The sequence below is a fragment of the Paraburkholderia sp. MM5384-R2 genome (assembly GCF_014201025.1).
Classification (GTDB): Bacteria; Pseudomonadota; Gammaproteobacteria; order Burkholderiales; family Burkholderiaceae; genus Paraburkholderia; species Paraburkholderia tuberum.
The window spans coordinates 325151-343764 of the sequence record NZ_JACHDI010000006.1 but is presented as its reverse complement, the minus strand read 5'-3'; the positions used below and the strand labels follow the sequence as shown (position 1 = coordinate 343764).

The following is an 18614-nucleotide window of genomic DNA, read 5'->3' as shown; positions in this document are numbered from 1 at the left end:
CCAACAGCGGCCTCTTCATGTTCGTGGCGGACAACGAGAAGGACCTGTCGGCCGGCACGTTGTATGTGGCGAAAGTGGGCGCGGGCTTCTCGGTCGATCCGGCCGCGGCGGGCGCGGACCTGACGTGGATCAGGCTGGGTCACGCGACGAGCGCGGAAGTCGAGGCCATGGCGAAGTCGAATCGGCCGCAGGACGTCATCGACGTCAAGTGGACCGATCCTGCCGACGCTAACTACCGGAAGATCTTCGCCGGCGGCACCGCGCAGTGGGTCAGGATCATGCCGGGCAAGGAGAAGGTTGCGGCTTTCCTCGAAACCCATCGCTACGCTTACCTGGCGGGCGGCAGCATGGGCTTCACGAAGATGGAAGGGACGACGGTCAACATCAAGGACAAGACCGCGTACTCCGCTTTGCAGAACATCGTCGACTCGATGGTGAAGGGCAACGCGAAGGGCTGGAACGCGGAGAGCAACATTTCCGTCGACACCGCGATCAACGCCGGCGGCGTGCTTCAGCACAAGCTCGCGGGCGGCCAGAAGGATAACCAGGGTGCCGCGATCAACAGCGAGTGGGTGCCGGTGCACACCAGCGCGCTGCTGGTCGGCAAGGATATCGCCGCCGACGCGCTCGGCAACAAGGCCGACCCGGAGTTGGTCGCCAACCCGGACAACCTGAAATTCTCGGAGAAGCTGCGCACGCTCTTTATCGGCGAGGACAGCGGCTACCACGTGAACAATTTCCTGTGGGCGTACAACGTCGACACGAAGCAGCTCACGCGTCTGCTGTCGACACCCGCCGGCGCCGAATCGACCGGTCTGCATGCGGTCGACGAACTCAACGGCTGGACCTACATCATGAGCAACTTCCAGCATGCCGGCGACTGGGGCAGCCAGCATACGCAGGCGCTCAGGGACACGCTCGATCCGCTGGTCCGCGCGAACTACAGGGATCGCTTCGGCGCGTCGGTCGGCTATCTGACAGCAGACCCGACATCGATCAAGCTGGTGTGACGGCAAGGCTCGCAGAGATCCTCGCAAGTCTCATTGTGGGGAAATTGATGGCGCTTTGATCCGATACGAAAAGCACGGTTCGCGAGCGGTTCATCGCCCCCTCTCTGGAGGGGGTTTTTTTACTGGAGCCGGGAGGCAAAATTGTGTGTTCGCAAGACACTCTTCGAACTGTGACATAGACCTGCATTCAGGCAACTGCGTGGTGATAGTCAACCAAGACGGTTCATCTTGCTGCGCGCGGTGTGCGGCTTTCCTGCTCGGACGAACGCATCTTCCTGCGGCGGGTGTTGCTTTATTTGCGCGACCACGGTCAACCCCGCTCACCGGATTTGCGGACGGCAAATTTAAAGACATAAAAACGATTGGCGAGCTATGCAACTGGCTATGCCTGGCGGAAGCTGTGGGCCTGAAATAACATCGGCTATAACCGCCCTGCCGATAGTTGCCACATCAGTGAGACCGCCATGACACTTCTATCTTTGGTCTCGCATCCTTCCAGGCGCGTCATCTCAGGTTCCCGGTATCGCGGCGCATCGAAGATCGCGGGCTTCGCGCGCAAAGGGTTGAGCAACGCAATCGACCACGTCTTTAGCACGCAGCAACTGCATCGCGTAATGGCGAATTACCGGCCCGACAATCTGCGCAGCGCGCGACTCCTCGAGCGGCTCGGCTTTGAAAACGAAGGCCTCGCGCGTGCGTATCTGAAGATCGACGGCGCGTGAGCCGATCATGTGCTGACATCGCGAATCAACTCGCGCGACTGACGCCGATAGCCATGCAAGCGCCGCAGCGCGCCGCGCGCCCCTTGCTGCGCGACCACCGCCACCGCCTGAAACGCGACCAGCGCAAACACCAGCCCGAGCAAGGTCGCCGTCACGACGCCGCCGAACACGCCCGTACCGATCGACCGGCGGCTTTCCGCACCGCCGCCGCTCGCCAGCAACAGCGGCACGACGCCCAGCAGGAACGCCGACGACGTCATCACGATCGGACGAAATCGCGCGCCCGCCGCGCGTATCACCGCGCGCGTCAGCGGCACGCCGCGTAGGCTCAGGTCGCGCGCGAATTGCACGATCAGGATCGCGTTTTTCGCGGACAAGCCGATCACTGTGATCATCCCAACCTTGAAGTAGACGTCGTTCGGCATGCCGCGCATCAGCATCGCCGCAATGGCGCCGACTACGCCAAGCGGTACGACCATCAACACCGCGAGCCGAATCGTCCAGCTTTCGTATAGCGCGGCCAGCGCCATGAACACCGCCAGCAGCGACAGTCCGAGCAGCAACGGCGTCAGCCGCGCCGTCGCGCGTTCTTCGCGCGCCGCATCGACCCAGTCGAACGCGATGCCTGCAGGCAAGCTCGCCGCGAGCCGCTCCATCGCCTCCATCGCCGCCCCCGAACTGACACCGCTCGCCGCACGGCCGTTCAGATCGAGCGACGGATAGCCGTTGTAGCGCGTCAATGCGACTGGCCCGATGGTCCAGCGGCGCGTCGCAACCGACGACAGCGGCACCATCGCGCCCGACTGGTTCGGCACCGACAACGCCAGCAGATCGGTTTCCGTCATCCGCGTCGACGCATCGCCCGCCACCAGGACGCGGCGCATCCGGCCACCCGCCGGAAAATCGTCGACGTAGTGCGAGCCAAAAGGTGCTGCCGACCACGTCCGCAATCCGGTCGAACGATAAGCCGAGCGCGTACGCCTTCGCGCGGTCCACGTCGAGTTCGATACGCGGCGCGTCGGGCAGATCCTCGAAATGAATCGACGCCAGCGACGGATCGGCCTTCGCGCGCTCGGCAAGCTGGTCGCGGGCGGCCTTCAACGCGTCGCGGCCCAAGCCGCCGCGATCTTCGAGCCGGAACGTGAAGCCGTCCGAATGCCCCACGCCCGGCACCGACGGCGGCAATTGCGCCTGCACGTTGCCGTCGAGAATCCGGCTGAACGACCGGTTCAACGTGTCGCGCAGCGTCATCGCATCAACGCCGCGCCGGCCCCAGTCTTTCAGCGTGACGAATGACATCGCCACGTTCTGTCCGCTGCCCTCGAAACTCCAGCCGATCACGCTTGTCACGTTCGCCACCGCCGTTTGCATGCGCAAAATCGGCTCGGTCTTTTCGACGACGGCGAGCGTGCGCGCCTGCGTCGCGCCGGCCGGCAACTGGATCATCACCTGCAGCTGGCCCTGGTCTTCGACGGGCAGGAAGCCGCCCGGCATCCGCCAGTACAACGCGCCGCACAGCAGCAGCAATACGGCATACACCGCGAGCAGCGGCCCGACCCGGCGCATCGCGGCGGCCGTCATGGCCCGGTAGCCGCGCGACGCGCGATCAAAGCCCTGTTCGAAACGCGTCGAGAGGCGCGCGGCGACGCCACGCAAACCGCGTCGCGCGTCACGCTGACGGACCGATTGCGCAGGCGCGCTCAGCAGGTTCGCGCACAACGCGGGCGTCAACGAAAGCGCCATGAAAGACGACACCAGCATCGACGCAATCATCGCGACCGCGAATTGCCGGCAAATCCCACCGACGCCGCCAGGAAAGAACACCATCGGCACGAACACGGCGGTCAGCACCGCCGTCACGCCGACGATCGCACCGCCGATCTGTTTCATCGCTTTCAATGTCGCGTCGCGCGGCGCCATGCCCTCCTCGTCCATCACGCGATGCACGCTCTCGACCACCACGATCGCGTCGTCGACCAGAACGCCAATCGCCAGCACGAGGCCGAACATCGTGAACACGTTGATCGACAAGCCGAATGCGTACATCGTGACAAACGCACCCATCAGCGTGACCGGAATCACCACTGTCGGCACCAGCGCGTAGCGCAGATCGCGCAGGAACAGCCACATCACGAGAAACACCAGCAAGATCGCCTCGGCCAGCGTGATCAGCACTTCGCGAATCGCAACGTTGACGAAGCGCGCGCTATCGAACGGCACCTGAACCGCGACGCCCGGCGGCAAACGGCTCGCCAGTTCCGCGAGCCGCGCCCGAATCGCGTCCGATGTTTCGAGCGCGTTGCCGCGCGGCCCGAGTTGAATCCCGACCGTCGCCGACGGCTTGCCGTTCAGGCGCGACCAGAACGTATAGTTGTCGCGGCCGATCTCGACCCGCGCGACGTCGGCAAGCCGCACTGCCGAGCCGTCGGGGTGCGCTTTCAGCACGATCTGGCCGAATTCCTCCGGCGACAGCAACTGCCCTTTGACGCTCACCGACGCGCTCAGCTGCTGGCCGTCCATCAGCGGCGCGTCGCCGAGTGTGCCTGCCGCGACGCTCGCGTTTTGCGCGGCAATCGCGGCGTTGACGTCGGACCCGGCGAGGCCGAATTCGCGCAGCTTCATCGGATCGAGCCAGACGCGCCACGCTTCGTCGGCGTCCCACAGTTGCGCGGAACCGACGCCCGGCGCGCGCTTCAGTTCGCGCATGATGTCGCGGCTGAGGATGTCGCTCAGTTGCGCGGAATCGCGCGTGCCATCGGTGGATGTCAGCGCGACCAGTATCAGAAACGTGTTGGCGGCCTTGAAAACGCTGATACCCTGCTGCACCACCTGTTGCGGCAAACGCGGCTCGACCTGCTTGAGCCGGTTCTGCACGTCCATCATCGCGATATCGGGGTTGGTGCCGGGCGCGAAGGTCGCCGCGATTTCAAGGTTGCCGAGGCCGTCGCTGGCGGTTTCGTAGTAAAGCATCCCGTCGGCACCGTCGAGACTTTCTTCGATGATGCTGCCAACGTTCGCATCCACGGCTTCCGTCGATGCACCCGGATAGACGGCGTCGATCACGATACGCGGGGGCGCGAGTCGCGGGTATTGCGCGACCGGCAGTTGCGTCAACGCGAGCGCGCCCGCGATGATTACCGCAAGCGCCAGAATCCACGCAAAGACCGGTCGGTCGATAAAAAAGGCGGCCAAGGCATGCTCACGCGTGTGGGTTCGGTGCGAGCGCAACCGGCGAAGCGAACACCGGCGCATCGGCGAAACGGGCCATATGGAATGCATCGACCAGCTTGCCGTCGCGCATCGCGAACGCTGGCGAGCGTCCTTCCTCGACGAAACCGAAGCGCTGGTACAGCGCGATCGCGCGGTGGTTGTCGACGAACACGGTCAACTCCAGCCGACGCAGGCCGAGCAGCGTATCCGCGCACTCGACGGCCGCCGCGAGCAACGCCGTGCCGATGCCGCGCCCGACGTAATCGTCATGCACGCAGAGACCGATTCCCGCGCAATGCGCCATCCGGTGCATGCTCGGCAACACGTCGATCATCCCGACCACGCGACCGCCCGCCTCCGCGCACAGTCCGAGCGTGTTCGCGGGCATTTTTTCGAGCCAGCTCCCGACCGTCGCGTTCGAACGATACGGCGTCTGCAACGTGCCATGCCGCGCGGCAAATTACCGTGGTCTGGCAAGGCCACGCTGCGCGCTGTCGACGGCGTGTCGTTCGATGTACGGCGCGGCGAAACCGTCGGGCTGGTGGGTGAATCCGGCTGCGGCAAGTCCACGCTCGCGCGCGCGATCGTCGGTCTGGCGCCTGCGTCGGGCGGCAGCGTCAAGCTTCATGGCGTCGAAACCGTGCAAGGCGCGAAGCGCGATCTCGGCATCTTGCGGCGCGACGTGCAGATGATCTTTCAGGACCCGCTGGCGTCGCTCGATCCGCGCATGACGAGAGCAGATCGTCGCGGAGCCGTTGATCACGCATCGGCCCGATGTCGCGCGCGCCGATGTGCGCGCTCGCGTGCTGACCATCCTCGAACGCGTCGGCCTGAATGCGCAGCATCTGCGGCGCTATCCGCATGAGTTTTCGGGCGGGCAATGTCAGCGCGTCGGAATTGCACGGGCATTGATCAGCGAGCCGCAACTCGTGATCTGCGATGAACCGGTGTCCGCGCTCGACGTGTCGATTCAAGCGCAAATCGTTAATCTATTGCGCGACTTGCAACGCGAACTGTCGTTGTCGCTGCTGTTCGTCGCACACGATCTGGCCGTGGTGAAAGCAATCAGCCATCGCGTGATGGTGATGTATATGGGGCGCGTGATAGAGTTCGGCGAAAAACGCGCGCTGTACGCGGCACCTGCGCATCCCTATACCCGTGCATTGCTGTCGGCCGTACCGGTTCCCGACCCGAGCGTCGAGCGCGCGCGACGGCATCTGCTGCTTCAAGGCGAGATTGCGTCGCCCTTGCAACCGCCCTCGGGATGCGCGTTCCGCACGCGCTGCCCCGCCGCGATCGACGCATGCGGCGATGCGCAACCGCAAGCGGTTTCCCAGCAAGGTGATGCACGGCGGGTTGCGTGCATCCGGGTTCCCGTTCCTACCGAATAGCGCCTGTTTCATGGGCGGGAGTTCAACAACCGGGACAGCGGCGAAAGCCCACGCTCGACCGGCCCGAGCTGATGGCCTGGTGATGGGCCAAAAGCAAATCTATGGTCAGAGTGGACGGGACTCGAACCCGCGCCCTCCGGGCGTGACAGGCCGTATCATATAGGCTGCGGCGCCGGACTGGCATGGCGTGTGACTCCCGAGTAACGGAACACCACTCGCGAAATGGTATATCGATACGTATATCACGACCACATCAAGTCAAATATTTATTGAAAATCAACAATTTGTGCAACTGATGAAAATCGCCACCTGGAACGTCAACTCCCTCAAGGTCCGCCAGCAACACGTCATCGACTGGCTCGCGAGCAGCGGCACCGACGTGCTGTGCCTGCAGGAACTGAAGCTTCCCGACGAAAAATTTCCGCGCGCCGAACTCGAGGCGGTCGGCTATCGAAGCTGGTACGCGGGTCAGAAAACCTATAACGGTGTCGGCATTCTGGTGCGCGAAGGTATGAACGTCGACGAAAGCAGCATCGTGCGCAACATCCCCGGTTTCGAGGACCCGCAGCAGCGCGTGATCGCGGCAACCATCGACGGCGTGCGCATCATCTCCGCGTACTTCCCCAACGGCCAGGCCCCCGGCACCGACAAGTTCGCGTACAAGCTGCGCTGGCTCGACGCGCTGCACGACTGGCTCGCAACCGAGATGACGCTGCATCCGAAGCTCGCCTTGCTCGGCGACTACAACATCGCGCCCGACGATCGCGACGTGCACGATCCAAAGGCATGGGAAGGTCAGAATCTGGTGTCGCCCGAGGAACGCGCGGCGTTCGTGCGGCTGATCGGCCTCGGCCTGCTCGACGCGTTCCGCCAGTTCGAGCAGCAGGAAAAAATCTATTCGTGGTGGGACTACCGGATGATGGCGTTCCGTCGCAACGCGGGACTGCGCATCGATCACATCCTGCTGTCGAAGGCATTGGCCGACATCTGCTCGGCGTGCGACATCGACAAGGTGCCGCGCAAGTGGGAGCAGCCGTCGGATCACGCGCCAGTGTTCGCGCAGCTGGGCTGATCCGGCATACAGCGACGAAACGAGGCAGCGCTGCCTCGCGTCCCTATTGCTTCAAGCGCCGCCCAGCACACCCCACAAGAACCCGAACACCATCGCATCATGCTCGGCCTGCTCCAGCTCATCGGAGCCGCCGTGGCCGCCTTCCGTATTCTCCCGATACCACACGTGCTGCGCGCCCAGCGCCTGCATGCGCGCGGCCATTTTGCGCGCATGGCCGGGATGCACGCGATCGTCGGCGGTCGACGTCGTGAATAGCACCGGCGGATACGCGACACCCGCCGCGAGGTTGTGATACGGCGAATACGCGGCGAGCGCACGCGCTTCATCGGGTTCGTCGGGGTCGCCGTACTCGTCGATCCACGAGGCGCCCGCATGCAGCAGGTGATAGCGGCTCATATCGAGCAACGGCACCTCGCAGACGACCGCGCCGAATAGCTGCGGCCGCTGCACCATGCAGGCGGCCACGAGCAAACCGCCGTTGCTGCCGCCCTGAACGCCAAGCTGTGCGGCGCTCGTCACGCCGGTCGCGATCAGCGCCTCGGCGACCGCGATGAAATCATCGAACGCGCGCTGGCGATGCTCGCCTTGCGCCGCCGTGTGCCAGCGCGTGCCGAACTCGCCGCCGCCGCGAATATGCGCGACCACGTACACGCCGCCGCGTTCGAGCCAGCCGATGCCCTGCCCCGTCAGATAGCTCGGCAGCAGCGGAATCGCGAAGCCGCCGTAGCCGCTCAGCAGACATGGGCGCGTCGGGCTTTCATCGCCCGGCGACGATTGCGCTTCCTTCGGCCCAATCACCGTGTAGGGTACGCGCGTGCCATCGGCCGATACCGCATGGCCGCGCGTCACCGCAACGCGCGTCGCGTCGAACTGCGTCGGCCAACGGTCGAGCAACTCCCATTCGCCGGGCTCCTCGAGCGCGAGATCGGAGAGCCAGTAGGCGGGCGGTTGCAGATAATCGTCGGTGTCGACGAACACTTCGTCGTTCAGTGTCGACTCGACCGGCGACACGTCGACCTGCGCATCGCCGTGCGACGCGAACACGCGCTCACGCCACTGCCAGGTGCCGTCCTCGCGCTGCGACGGCGTCCAGATCAGCGTCTTGCCGCGCACGTCGTCGAGATACGACACGATCAGATGATGGCGCGTATGCGACCACTCGCAGGCCGAGGTCAGCGGCGTCGGCGTGAAGAGCGGCGTCACGTCGCGCTCGCCGCGCAAAAACGCGTCCTCGCGAATCGCGAGCAGCGCGCCGCCCGGATAGCGCGCGAGATTGCCGTCCCACTCGCACTCCCAATCGAGCCGCGGCTCGAGCAACAGCCAGCCCTGCCACGCCCCCACCGCGACGTGCGGCGGCACTTCGTAACGATGCCAGGCGTCGCTAGCGTCGTCGAGGTAATACGTGTGCGAATCGAAAAAGTCGACGCTGCTCGTCACCGTATGCCGGCGATCGACCGGATCGTAATGCGCCTCCACGCCGATGTCGCCAAACTCGCCGCGAAACACGACGGGCGCATCCGCGAGCGCGGTACCGCGGGTCCAGCGCCGCACGTCGCGCGGATAACCGGAGCGCGTCAGCGTCTTGCGCCCATTGTCCCAGCCGACGTACAGCGTATCGCGATCGATCCACGACACCGTGTGCTTGCCCGCCTTCGCAATCGCGAAGCCATCGTCGACGAAACGCCGCGCGTCGAGATCGAACTCGCGCACGACGAGCGCATCCGAACCGCCCGGCGACATCGTGATCAGCGCGCGGTCGCCGTCCGGATAAAGGATATCGAGATCGACGCAGACCCAGGGCGTGCCGTCGGCCGCGCCGAGCGCGTCGAAGTCGAGCAGGTTTTGCCACACCGGTGCGCCGTTGCGCCATGCGGCCCACGCAGTGCGTCGCCAGAGACCGCGCGGATTGCGCTCGTCCTGCCACAAATCGTAGGCCCAGTCCTTCCAGCGATCCGGAATCACCGGACGCTCGCGCGGCAGATAGGCATCGGCGAGCCGCCGTCTGAGCGTGTCGAACGACTCGCCGCTGCACCACGCCGCGCGGGTGCGCGCATTCTGCGCGTCGACCCATGCGAGTGCGTCAGCGTCGTACAGCTCTTCGAGCGACAGGAAAGGATCGGGGGAAAGCGGCCACTCGAACGGGGCGGGAGAAGCTGAAGAAGCTGGCATCGTCGGCTGTTGGATCGGAACAGCGTTGATTATGCCTCGTGCGCGGTGGTCGACGGTTTGCCGCGGGGCGCGATGCAACAACGACGAAGGCGGCCTGAGCCGCCCCCGCCTGCCATGCAGCATCGCTCAGAACGAGCGCGTCAAGGCTCCAGATTGAGCTCCTGAATCTTGCGCGTAATCGTATTGCGCCCGATGCCGAGCCGCTCGGCCGCCTCGACCTTGCGGCCGCGCGTGAAGTCGAGCGCTTCGCGGATCACGGCCGCTTCGAAGCGGCGCGCGAGTTCGTCCATCACGTCGGCCGCGTTTTCACGCAGCATGCGCGCGACTTCGGTGCGCAAGCCGCCTTCCCATGCGCTCAGCGCGGTGGCGACCGACGCACCGGCCGCCCCACCCGGATGCACGAGCGCGCCGCCGTTCGTGCCAGCGAGCGGCCCGCCGCCCGCGATTCCCGCATTGGTCGCCACGGTGCCATCCGTCGTCGCGCCGGCAGCGGCGCCCGCACCAGGCTCGCTCCCGGCGCCGTGCGCGGGACCGAGATCGGGCGGCAGATCCTTGGTTTCGATCGTCTGCGCGGGCGCCATCACCGTGAGCCAGTTCGCGAGGTTCTCGAGTTGCCGCACGTTGCCCGGAAACGGCAGCGACGCGAGATACGCGAGCGCCTCCTCGGACACGCGCTTCGGTTCGACGCCGAGATCGCGCGCACTCTTTTGCAGGAAATGCCGCGTCAGCAGCGGGATATCCTCGTTGCGCTCGCGCAACGCGGGCAAGCGCAGACGGATCACGTTCAGACGGTGATACAGGTCCTCGCGAAACAGTCCCTGCCGCACGCGCGATTCGAGATTCTGGTGCGTCGCCGCGATCACCCGCACATTCGCGCGCAACGGATTGTGGCCGCCCACGCGATAGAACTGCCCGTCCGACAGCACGCGCAACAAACGCGTCTGCAGATCGAACGGCATGTCGCCGATTTCGTCGAGAAACAGCGTGCCGTTCTCGGCTTGCTCGAAGCGTCCCTGGCGCATCGCCTGCGCGCCGGTGAACGCACCGCGCTCATGACCGAACAGTTCGGACTCCAGCAAATCCTTCGGAATCGCGGCCGTGTTCAACGCGATGAAGGGGCCGTTCGCGCGTGGGCTATGTCGGTGCAACGCACGCGCGACCAGTTCCTTCCCGGTGCCTGATTCGCCGGTAATGAGCACGGTGGCCGCCGAATGCGACAGGCGGCCGATCGCGCGAAACATGTCCTGCATCGCGGGCGCCTGGCCGAGCATCTCGGGCGCTTCGGCGACGCGGTCGTCCCACGTCTGCTCGCCGCGCATGCTTTCGTCGACCGCGCGGCGAATCAGCTCGACGGCCTTGTCGACGTCGAACGGCTTCGCCAGATACTCGAACGCGCCGCCCTGGAATGCGGCGACCGCGCTATCGAGATCCGAGAACGCGGTCATGATGATGACCGGCAAGCCCGGCACCTTGTCGCGTACGGTTTGCAGCAGTTCCAGCCCGGAGCCGCCGGGCATGCGGATATCGGAGACCAGCACCTGCGGGCTGTCGTGATCGAGCGCGGCCGACGCTTCGCGCACGTTCGCGAAGCTGCGCGTCGCGAAGTTCTCGCGCGCCAGCGCTTTCTCGAGCACCCAGCGAATTGATTGATCGTCGTCTACTATCCAGATCGGCTTCATATAGTTCGGTCAGAAGTCTTGAGGTGCTTGTGTTATCTAGAGGTCGAGCGGCAGCAGAATCTGAAACTCGGTATGGCCCGGCCGGCTGTCCACCTCGATCAGACCTTCGTGCTGCTGCACGAAGGTCTGCGCTAGCGTGAGACCGAGACCGCTGCCGTCCTCGCGCCCCGACACGAGCGGATAGAAAATGCGGTCGCGAATCTCTTCGGGAATGCCTGGGCCGTTGTCGATGATATGCAAGTCCAATGCCAGCTTGCACAAGCGTTTTGAAATCGTGACCTTGCGCGCGATGCGCGTGCGCAATTCGATGCGCGCATCGCCCTGCGAGATCCGCTCGCGCAACGCCTCGGCCGCATTGCGCACGATGTTCAGCAGCGCCTGGATCAGTTGCTCCTTGTCGCCGCGCAGATCCGGCACGCTGACGTCGTAGTCGCGCTCGATCGTCAGGCCGCGCGGAAACTCCGCGAGAATCACCTGACGCACGCGCTCGCACACCTCGTGAACATTGACGTCGCCGACGATATGCGGATGCCGGTGCGGTTCGAGCAAGCGGTCGACCAGCGTCTGCAGGCGGTCCGACTCCTTGATGATGACCTGGGTGTACTCGCGCAACTCGTCGCGCTCACGTTCGCCGAGTTCGAACTCGAGCAGTTGCGCGGCGCCGCGAATCCCGCCCAGCGGATTCTTGATTTCGTGCGCGAGATTGCGGATCAGATGCTTGTTGACGGCCGTCAGGTCGTTGATGCGCTCTTCGCGGTCGGTGCGCAGATGCCGCTCGTTCTCGAACAGTTCGAGCAACACGTAGTCCTGCGCGCTTTCCAGAAAACCGACGATCGCATGCACGTGCAGCGGCTCGTGGCCGGGACGCTCGAGCACGGCGTCCAGATGCGTCGCGTGAAAACGGTGGGCGGCGATCGCGGTGATCGTCGCGACCAGTTCGTCCGCGTTCGAGAAGATGTCTGGCCACGCCATCTGCGTGAGTTGCTTGCGAGACATCTCCAGCATCGACTCCGCCGACGGATTCGCGAACGCGACGCGCAGCGTGCGCTTCTCGAGCACCAGCAAGACGGTCGGCAGCGCCTCGAAGCCTGGCAGCAGGCCAGAACTCACGAGCTGCATGTCGTCCGACAGCGTCTGTTCGTGTCCTTTCCTTGCCTTGATCAGATTCTTGAGAACCATCTTGCAGTCTGGCCGGTAGGAGATGGTGATAAATCAGGAGTGCTGCTTTATTGTGCTTCACCGAATGCCGTGTTGCCCGCGCGCGGCCGGCCGTGCGTACGGCCTAACGAAAAAGGGACGGCGCCGCCGTCCCTTCGTGACCGATCGCGAGCGTCGGGCAAAGCGCTTCGCCGGGTGAAGGGCGAAGCGCCATGGCCGCTTACAGCGAGTAGTACATTTCGAATTCGATCGGGTGCACCGACTGACGATAACGCTGCAGTTCCGTCGTCTTCAGTTCGATGTACGCGTCGAGCATCGCATCCGTGAACACGCCGCCGCGCGTCAGGAACTCGCGGTCCGCGTCGAGCGAGTCGAGAGCCTGGTCGAGGCCCGCGCACACGGTCGGGATCTTTGCATCCTCTTCCGGCGGCAGGTCGTACAGGTTCTTGTCGGCGGCTTCGCCCGGGTGAATCTTGTTCTGCACGCCGTCCAGACCCGCCATCATCAGCGCGGAGAAGCACAGGTACGGATTCGCCAGCGGATCCGGGAAGCGCGTTTCGATACGGCGGCCCTTCGGGTTCGACACGTGCGGAATTCGGATCGATGCCGAACGGTTGCGAGCCGAGTAAGCGAGCTTGACCGGCGCTTCGAAGTGCGGCACGAGACGCTTGTACGAGTTCGTACCCGGGTTCGTGATCGCGTTCAGCGCGCGAGCGTGCTTGATGATGCCGCCGATGTAGAACAGCGCGAATTCCGACAGACCTGCGTAGCCATTGCCTGCGAACAGGTTCGTGCCGTCCTTCCAGATCGACTGGTGAACGTGCATGCCCGAACCGTTATCGCCGACGACCGGCTTCGGCATGAACGTTGCCGTCTTGCCGTACGTGTGCGCGACGTTTTGGATGATGTACTTCAGTTGCTGCGTCCAGTCGGCGCGCTGCACCAGCGTCGAGAACTTCGTGCCGATTTCATTCTGGCCCATGCCCCCCACTTCGTGGTGATGCACTTCGACCGGAATGCCGATCTGTTCGAGCAGCAGACACATTTCCGAACGGATGTCCTGGAACGAATCGACCGGCGCGACCGGGAAGTAGCCGCCCTTGGTGCCCGGACGGTGGCCGGTGTTGCCGCCTTCGAATTCCTTCGCCGACGACCACGGTGCTTCTTCCGAACCGATCTTCACGAAGCAGCCCGACTGATCCGTGTTCCACTGGACCGAGTCGAAAATGAAGAATTCCGGTTCCGGACCGAAGTACGCGGTGTCGCCGAGGCCCGAGCTCTTCAGGTACGCTTCGGCGCGCTTCGCGAGCGAGCGCGGGTCGCGCTCGTAGCCCTTGCCGTCAGCCGGTTCGACGACGTCACAGGTCAACACGAGGGTCGATTCTTCGTAGAACGGGTCGATGAAGGCCGTGTTCGCGTCCGGGACCAGCAACATGTCCGATGCTTCGATGCCCTTCCAGCCGGCAATCGACGATCCGTCAAACGCATGGCCGCTTTCGAACTTGTCTTCATCGAATGCCGACACCGGCACCGAAACGTGTTGTTCCTTGCCGCGCGTGTCGGTGAAACGGAAGTCGACAAACTTGACGTCTTCGTCCTTGACGAGTTGAATGACGTCGGCCACGGATTTACTCATAACCTATCTCCTGATTAACAATTTCGGCGGATTCAGCCGCCGCCCAATCTAGCTGACCCATCCCGGAACGTCCACTTATATGGCGTCGCGAGCGGAAAATTCTGCCGGGATAAATCGATCGGCACCAATAAAGCAGATAGTGTGCCACCTCTCGACCTTGTATGGGTAAATCCGGCGCACACCATTACGCCGCTTACGTTTGCCGGCCACGCACGAGGCGCGAGCAGCGTCGCAAACAAACGTGCGGGCATTGCAACGCACCAATTTCGCGCATTCACCGCTTTGGAAACGACGGTCCATACCATTTTGGTGCATTCAGCAGGAAATGCACCATATTTGCGCATCGAGGTTGGGGCGGCGCCCGCGACTGCTCGGCGCCGTCCAGTCTACACAGGTCTGTGCGCTGCCTGCAGCGCGCTAGAATGATCATTTGGTCCGAAGGAGATTGACGCTCATGAGCACGCTCGAACAGCTTTACGCGAAGGCGGACGCCCGCCGCACCGAGAACCAACTGCCCTACGCGGGCGCGGTATCGCCGGCCGAGGCGTTCGAACTGCTGGAACTCGATCCGCGCACGCGTCTCGTCGACGTGCGTACCCGCGCCGAGCTCGACTGGGTCGGCCGGCCGTTGATCGGTGATGGCCAATACGCGCATGTCGAATGGACGCGCTATCCGGGCGCGGTGCCCAATCAGGAGTTCGTGCAGCAACTCGCGCAGGTCGCCTCGCCCGACACGCCGGTGCTGTTCCTGTGCCGCAGCGCCGCGCGCTCGAAGCTCGCCGCGATCGCCGCGACCCAGGCCGGCTTCACGAAGGCGTATGACCTGCTGGAAGGCTTCGAAGGCGACAAGGACGGCCAGGCGCATCGGAAGACGGTGTCGGGATGGTGTTTTCGCGGCTTGCCATGGATCGGAGCCTGATGGCGCGTGGCGCACTGCCCGCATCTGCGGATGCCCGTGGCGCGGCGCTGAAGCACGCCGATTGAAACGGTTCGCGCCGACCACGCATTGATTGCATCGTCGGCGCGGGTTGTGACACTGCGATCTCGCGGTTCGCGCCAACCTGACCCTCAGGCGCGGACCGCTTGTTTTGTCGAGCGCCGCGCGCGCCGCCGTCAAGGCCTGCGACGAGAAGCTGAACAGCGAGCCGTCGAAGTCCGCACCCAGACCATCGGTATCGGTGCTGCCGTCGCTGCCGATTCCGTGGTTGTTGAATGCGTCGGCCACATTCCGCGCGAGCGGCACGCCGTACGAAGGGGGTGCGTCCGCCGCGCTCGTCCCCCACTGGGAGGGAGACGAACCCATCACGAAGTTCAGCGTGGCGCCGCGCCGAGGTCGTCATTGCCGGGCAACCGTTCGGCCCTGTGCCGAACGCGCTCGCCATGATCTGCTGGACCACGCGCCGCGTGGCCCGCGCTAACCGTATGGACCTGCTGGTCGAAGTCGATATATTGGCCGTTGGAATCGCTGAATACGCTCGGCGCCCACACCGCGGATAGAACGCCGTATAAAACTTCGTCAGCGCAGCCGTGTCCTGACTACTTACCTGAATCGTATTGAGGGCCCGCTCAGCTTCACGGCTTACCCGCGGCTGCTGCCGCCGCTTCGGGCTCAACGATATCGCCACCGAGCAGATGTACCCCCTCTCGCAGCTTCACGAACGCCGCGGCGACGGCTTCCGGTTCACCCTTCACACCCAGATCGATGTGATGCCGCGCATACACGCCGCCGCGCTGCGCATCCCCGACGCTCGGCAGGCTGAACACCCGCACGCCCGGAAAATCGCGCTCGATTTTCTCCATCAGCGGCGTCACGCGCGACTCCGGCAACTCGAACACCAGCAGCGATTTTTCAGCGTGCGGCGTCGTGTGATGCAGATGCGCGTACTGCGTGTCGAGCACCCACTCGATCATCGGCCAGGCCATCACCGGGAAACCCGGCACGAAATGGTGTTGGCGGATCGAAAAGCCCGGAATCTTGTTGTAGCCGTTCGGAATGATGTCGGCGCCCTGCGGGTACGTGCCCATATTCAGGCGATGCCGGTTCTCGGGCGAGTTCAGATCGAGCGGCGCCGGCGAGTTCGCCGGATACATGTCGCGGATACGCTCCTGAATCAGCTTCGCGGCTTCCGGATGCAGCTCGAGCGGCACGCCGAGCGCGGCCGCCGCGCACTGGCGCGTGTGGTCGTCCGGTGTCGCGCCGATACCGCCCGTCGAGAACACGATGTCGCCCGACGCGAACGTGCGCCGCAGCGTCGCCGTGATGCGCTCCGGATCGTCGCCGATGTACTCCGCCCAGCCGAGCGACAGCCCGCGCCCGCGGAGCAGCTCGATCACCTTCGGCAGATGCTTGTCGACGCGTCTGCCCGAGAGGATTTCATCGCCGATGATGATGACGCCAAATGCCATTGCCGCCTCTTTCGTTTGATCAATAGGGAACCGGCGCGACCTCGCGCGCGCCACCAGGCGCTTCCGCCCGCATGCGCTGCAGCGCGCGCAGGCAGTAGTTGCCGAACCATAGCGCCGAGAACACGAGGATGAACGCGTAAATCCAGATCGTCACCGTCGTGATCACCGGGAACAGCACAATCAGCCATACCGACGACGCCCACAACAGCGTCGGCAGCGAACCTAGCAGGCCGCTCACGATACCGATCAGCAGCAACGGCAGCCGGTGGCGCCGCACCAGTTCGCGCCGCTCGTCGCGCGTCGCATGCAACGAGAGCGCGTCGTAGGTCATCACGCGATACGTGAGCCATCCCCACAGCAGCGGCGGAATCAACGCGAAAAACGGCGGCACGAGCCACAGCGGCAACGTGACGATCAGCAGCGCCAGACACAGCAGCGTGGTCCAGAGCGCCTGACCGAGGCTACCGTACCACGTTCCGCCGTGGCGCATCTCCAGCCCGGCGAACTGGCGGGCCGCGAGAAAGCGGATCACGGCCGGCATCGACAGCATGGCGATCAGCAGCAGCACCGTGACGACGATCAGCGGGATCGCCATCGCAATCACGATGAACGGCGCGATGACCGCGTGCAGCGTCGAAAAACCGAGCACGTCGAACAGATGATAAAGCGTGGCGGTGAAAGACCAGTCGTCGAGCCAGGTGCGGGTCGCGCCGGTCAGCGTCTGCCAGAAGAACCACAGGAGTACGCCCCAGCCGACCGTCGCGACGATAAACGGTTTGAAGGTCAGCCAGAGCATGCGCGGATGCAACGCGCTTGCGAGTGCGCGCCCAAACGAGCGCAACAGATCATTCATGCGAGCCAGTGCCTGCGAACGAAACGATGGACGGGAAAATCGCGCCGCGCCCGGACCAGGCATGCTGGGGCACTGGAGGGTGCGCTCGAACGTGCACAGCATAAACCAAGGGACGCGCCGCCGGCGGAAGTGAGCAGCGCGGCGGAGTGCGCGCTCGAATGGATCCGCAATGGATCCGCAATGGACCCGCAATGGACTCGGAACGGACTCGGAACGGACTCTGAACCGACTCAAACGGCAGCGGTGTCGTTGCCGGGTGCGCGGCGCTTCGATACGAGGCGATGCGCGATGCGCACGAAGGCGAACCAGTGCTGCGCCCAGAATCCATCGCCATAGCGGCGGCCTTCGAGCTGATCGCTGATACCGGTCGGCTCCATGTCGCGGCTCCACGACACGCTGCGGAACAACATGTCCCACCACGGGAACAGCACGCCGAAATTGCAACCGTAATTGAGCCCTTCATGACCGTACCCGATCGCGTGGTGACGGCGGTGGAACGTCGGGCTGACGAGCAGCCGCTCGCCGAGCCAGCCGTAATACAGGCGGATGTTCGCGTGCTGCACGCTTTGCGCGAGATTCGTGATCGCAACCAGCACGACGAACTGCGACGGCGGCACACCGATTGCGAGCGCGATCATCGCGAAGAACGACGCCTGCAGCAGATCGTCGAGCAGATGGTTGCGATCGTCGGACCACAGCGACATCTGCCGCTGACTATGGTGTACCGCATGCAGCTCCCACCACACGCCGAAGCGGTGCTGCCAGCGGTGATACCAGTAGCCGGCGAAATCGAGTACGAGCAGATACATGACGAACGTGACGAGCGGCTGCGTGGTCACGCCGGGCCACAGGTTGTCGAAGTTCAGGTTCGCGATGCCGTGCAGCCGCAGCCAGCCTTGCACGTTGTCGAAGAACGGTTGCAGCGCGAAGAAAAAGAACAGGTTCAGAATGCCGAGCTTGGCGATCCACGTGTACAGCACGTCGACGCGCACGGCCTTGCGGTGCTCCCATTGCTCGACCGGGCGCAGCGCCTCGAGCGGACGCAGGATCGCGTACATCGCGAGCACCTCGAGCACACCAACGATGACCCAGTACAGGCTGTCGTAGGTGTCCTCGTCGTAGTCCATCAGATTGAACCGGAACAGCAGCGGCTGCACCACGTCGACGTACAGCCACGTCTGCGCGGCTGAAACGAAGCTGTCGAGTGAGGAGAAAATCAGATGGAACATGATGCTGGCCTGTTACTTCATCCTTGGTGGCTCGTGGCGTCCTGGCTCTGCCCTGTTGCCCTCAGGCACTGTCGGGCGC

At 64.2% G+C, this 18614-nt stretch carries 11 protein-coding genes, 1 tRNA gene and 4 pseudogenes; 5 read left to right on the top strand and 11 right to left on the bottom strand.

Translation table 11 applies throughout. The features are described 5' to 3' along the window. Positions 1-1010, top strand: a pseudogene (locus HDG37_RS13645) (alkaline phosphatase); the annotation flags it as partial. Between the two features lie 464 nt (positions 1011-1474). Further along, entirely contained in the window at positions 1475-1732 is a 258-nt protein-coding gene (locus HDG37_RS39220) for a GNAT family N-acetyltransferase (protein ID WP_260334791.1), read from the top strand. A gap of 5 nt (positions 1733-1737) precedes the next feature. Here the strand turns inward: HDG37_RS39220 and HDG37_RS13635 are convergent. Together HDG37_RS13635 and HDG37_RS13630 are read right to left on the bottom strand one after the other, a co-directional pair. Continuing rightward, positions 1738-4924 (bottom strand): annotated as a pseudogene (locus HDG37_RS13635) (multidrug efflux RND transporter permease subunit). A gap of 7 nt (positions 4925-4931) precedes the next feature. Next, positions 4932-5330: a GNAT family N-acetyltransferase gene (locus HDG37_RS13630; RefSeq protein WP_260334789.1), complete on the bottom strand. Its 399-nt coding sequence runs from the start codon at positions 5328-5330 to the stop codon at positions 4932-4934. A 57-nt stretch (positions 5331-5387) separates the two neighbouring features. Between HDG37_RS13630 and HDG37_RS13625 the strand changes: the two are divergent. Then, a pseudogene (locus HDG37_RS13625) lies at positions 5388-6333 on the top strand (ABC transporter ATP-binding protein). A 106-nt stretch (positions 6334-6439) separates the two neighbouring features. On the opposite strand, the gene HDG37_RS13620 reads toward HDG37_RS13625, so the two are convergent. Then, a tRNA-OTHER gene (locus tag HDG37_RS13620) sits at positions 6440-6551 on the bottom strand. A 77-nt stretch (positions 6552-6628) separates the two neighbouring features. On the opposite strand from HDG37_RS13620, the gene xth reads away from it, so the two are divergent. After that, on the top strand, positions 6629-7405 hold the full coding sequence (gene xth / locus HDG37_RS13615; protein ID WP_184048113.1) for an exodeoxyribonuclease III: 777 nt from the start codon (positions 6629-6631) through the stop codon (positions 7403-7405). Positions 7406-7456: 51 nt separating this feature from the next. On the opposite strand, the gene HDG37_RS13610 is transcribed toward xth, so the two are convergent. The 4 genes from HDG37_RS13610 to glnA form a co-directional block, all read right to left on the bottom strand. After that, entirely contained in the window at positions 7457-9574 is a 2118-nt protein-coding gene (locus tag HDG37_RS13610; protein WP_184048110.1) for a prolyl oligopeptidase family protein, read from the bottom strand. A gap of 140 nt (positions 9575-9714) precedes the next feature. Next, on the bottom strand, positions 9715-11253 hold the full coding sequence (gene ntrC / locus HDG37_RS13605; RefSeq protein WP_184048107.1) for a nitrogen regulation protein NR(I): 1539 nt from the start codon (positions 11251-11253) through the stop codon (positions 9715-9717). A 36-nt stretch (positions 11254-11289) separates the two neighbouring features. Next, positions 11290-12432 (bottom strand): nitrogen regulation protein NR(II), encoded by a 1143-nt coding sequence (gene glnL / locus HDG37_RS13600; RefSeq protein ID WP_184048104.1) that lies wholly within the window; start codon positions 12430-12432, stop codon positions 11290-11292. 199 nt (positions 12433-12631) lie between these two features. Continuing rightward, positions 12632-14047, bottom strand: a complete 1416-nt coding sequence (glnA, locus tag HDG37_RS13595) for a type I glutamate--ammonia ligase (protein ID WP_184048101.1) — start codon at positions 14045-14047, stop codon at positions 12632-12634. A gap of 454 nt (positions 14048-14501) precedes the next feature. Between glnA and HDG37_RS13590 the strand changes: the two genes are divergently transcribed. Further along, positions 14502-14966 (top strand): rhodanese-like domain-containing protein, encoded by a 465-nt coding sequence (locus tag HDG37_RS13590; protein ID WP_184048098.1) that lies wholly within the window; start codon positions 14502-14504, stop codon positions 14964-14966. A 186-nt stretch (positions 14967-15152) separates the two neighbouring features. Here HDG37_RS13590 and HDG37_RS40025 read toward each other — a convergent pair. From HDG37_RS40025 to HDG37_RS13570, 4 genes and pseudogenes are all read right to left on the bottom strand, one after another. Continuing rightward, positions 15153-15371 (bottom strand): annotated as a pseudogene (locus tag HDG37_RS40025) (hypothetical protein); the annotation flags it as partial. 248 nt (positions 15372-15619) lie between these two features. Then, positions 15620-16453 (bottom strand): molybdopterin-binding protein, encoded by an 834-nt coding sequence (locus HDG37_RS13580; protein ID WP_184048092.1) that lies wholly within the window; start codon positions 16451-16453, stop codon positions 15620-15622. 19 nt (positions 16454-16472) lie between these two features. After that, positions 16473-17306 carry an EI24 domain-containing protein gene (locus HDG37_RS13575; RefSeq protein WP_184048089.1) on the bottom strand — a complete coding sequence of 278 codons (834 nt, stop codon included), beginning with the start codon at positions 17304-17306 and terminating at the stop codon, positions 16473-16475. Positions 17307-17536: 230 nt separating this feature from the next. Beyond that, the gene (locus HDG37_RS13570; RefSeq protein WP_184048086.1) at positions 17537-18535 is read right to left on the bottom strand and encodes a sterol desaturase family protein; all 999 of its coding nucleotides are present in this window, start codon (positions 18533-18535) and stop codon (positions 17537-17539) included. Positions 18536-18614 lie beyond the last annotated feature (79 nt).

Excerpts from the sequence above, each read along its gene's own strand:
- HDG37_RS13590 (WP_184048098.1), top strand. The coding sequence starts at position 14,502 with ATGAGCACGCTCGAACAGCTTTACGCGAAGGCGGACGCCCGCCGCACC.
- HDG37_RS39220 (WP_260334791.1), top strand. The coding sequence starts at position 1,475 with ATGACACTTCTATCTTTGGTCTCGCATCCTTCCAGGCGCGTCATCTCA.
- HDG37_RS13575 (WP_184048089.1), bottom strand. The coding sequence starts at position 17,306 with ATGAATGATCTGTTGCGCTCGTTTGGGCGCGCACTCGCAAGCGCGTTG.
- glnA (WP_184048101.1), bottom strand. The coding sequence starts at position 14,047 with ATGAGTAAATCCGTGGCCGACGTCATTCAACTCGTCAAGGACGAAGAC.
- HDG37_RS13610 (WP_184048110.1), bottom strand. The coding sequence starts at position 9,574 with ATGCCAGCTTCTTCAGCTTCTCCCGCCCCGTTCGAGTGGCCGCTTTCC.
- HDG37_RS13630 (WP_260334789.1), bottom strand. The coding sequence starts at position 5,330 with ATGCCCGCGAACACGCTCGGACTGTGCGCGGAGGCGGGCGGTCGCGTG.
- HDG37_RS13580 (WP_184048092.1), bottom strand. The coding sequence starts at position 16,453 with ATGGCATTTGGCGTCATCATCATCGGCGATGAAATCCTCTCGGGCAGA.
- HDG37_RS13570 (WP_184048086.1), bottom strand. The coding sequence starts at position 18,535 with ATGTTCCATCTGATTTTCTCCTCACTCGACAGCTTCGTTTCAGCCGCG.
- glnL (WP_184048104.1), bottom strand. The coding sequence starts at position 12,432 with ATGGTTCTCAAGAATCTGATCAAGGCAAGGAAAGGACACGAACAGACG.
- ntrC (WP_184048107.1), bottom strand. The coding sequence starts at position 11,253 with ATGAAGCCGATCTGGATAGTAGACGACGATCAATCAATTCGCTGGGTG.
- xth (WP_184048113.1), top strand. The coding sequence starts at position 6,629 with ATGAAAATCGCCACCTGGAACGTCAACTCCCTCAAGGTCCGCCAGCAA.